This is a genomic window from Actinomadura sp. NPDC048955 (assembly GCF_040649435.1).
GTDB lineage: Bacteria > Actinomycetota > Actinomycetes > Streptosporangiales > Streptosporangiaceae > Spirillospora > Spirillospora luteofluorescens.
In genome coordinates, this window is the sequence record NZ_JBEZJI010000201.1 from 1 (window position 1) to 1,312 (window position 1,312).

The window sequence follows — 1,312 nt, forward strand, 5'->3', positions numbered from 1 at the left end:
GTTGGACTTATTTTTGATATTATGTATATCATTCATATCATGCGTATCACTAAACTCAGTATCATTAAACTCAGTATCATTAAACTCAGTATCATTAAACTCAGTATCATTAGGGTCTAATTTTTGGGATTCTGGACTCCCATTTTTTGGGATTCTGGACTCCCATTTTTTGGGATTCTGGACTCCCATTTTTTGGGATTCTGTTTCATCACTTGATTCTTCATTATTTAAAGTAGTATTTTGTATTTCTTTTTCAATATTTATATTTGTTTCAATTTCATGAAGGTATAGTTTATTTGGTTGATTAAAACCAGTTTTAACTTGTTCTAATAAACCTACTTCTTGTAATTCTTTTTTTATTTTAGTTATTGTGTTTTTGCTTTTATCCAATACTTCCTGAAGGTTTTCATTTGTAAAAATAAAATAGATATCTCCATTTTGATCTATCCAATTATTTTTAATAGATAAACTCACCCTATCATTAAGAATTGCATAGGTTACTTTTGCACTATCACTCAATTTTTTATATTTTTCATTGATAAACAGCACTTTATGTAACATATAGAAATTTTGATTGGCCTGATTTTTAATGTTTTTTCTAGACATAATAAAAAACCTCTTTCTTATTTCTGTTTAATCAAAAAGAAAGAAGCCACTAATAATTTTAAAGCTTGCAAAAATATCTAAATATGTTTACAATGAACCTACAAATGATTAAACATAGTTAGACTTTTTTAATTAAAGCTATAGCATAATAGCTTCTTTCCTTTTTATTTTTGTTGAGTGAGTAACTGTTAGTGCAGTTACTCTTTTTTTATTTTTAATACATCATTACATTACCATAAATAATACATAAAACAAATAACTAACTAACTTTATAATAACACAAACCGGTATATATGTATACACATATATGTGTGTGTATTTATGTTGATATTGATATGTATATTCTTGCGTGTTATTATGAAGTTGGAGGTGGTAACATGGAAATCATAACATTTGCAGCGATTAAAGGTGGTGTTGGTAAAACAACTCTATCATATAATTTTGCTGAATATTTATCTGATTTAGGAAAAAAAGTATTAATGATTGATTTAGATCATCAATGTAATTTATCTCAAATTTTAGGAGTGTATGACCAAAAAAACACTGTATTGTCTATATTTGAGAAAATAGAGTCACTCCATATAAAAGAAAAAGTTAAAATCCATAATATAAACTCTAATATAGATTTAATTGGTGGATTTTTACGTCTCGATGAGTATGAAAAGCATATGAGCACGACAGATGGTAAAGACATGCAATTATATAT

At 26.3% G+C, this 1,312-nt stretch carries 2 protein-coding genes; one reads left to right on the top strand and one right to left on the bottom strand.

The features are described from left to right. The coding region (locus tag AB0C84_RS46240) for a replication initiator protein A (RefSeq protein WP_361079306.1) at positions 1 to 606 on the bottom strand (606 nt) is incomplete at its 3' end. A gap of 377 nt (positions 607 to 983) precedes the next feature. Between AB0C84_RS46240 and AB0C84_RS46245 the strand changes: the two genes are divergently transcribed. Next, positions 984 to 1,312 (top strand): ParA family protein (locus AB0C84_RS46245; RefSeq protein WP_361079309.1); only part of this gene is annotated, 329 nt, incomplete at its 3' end.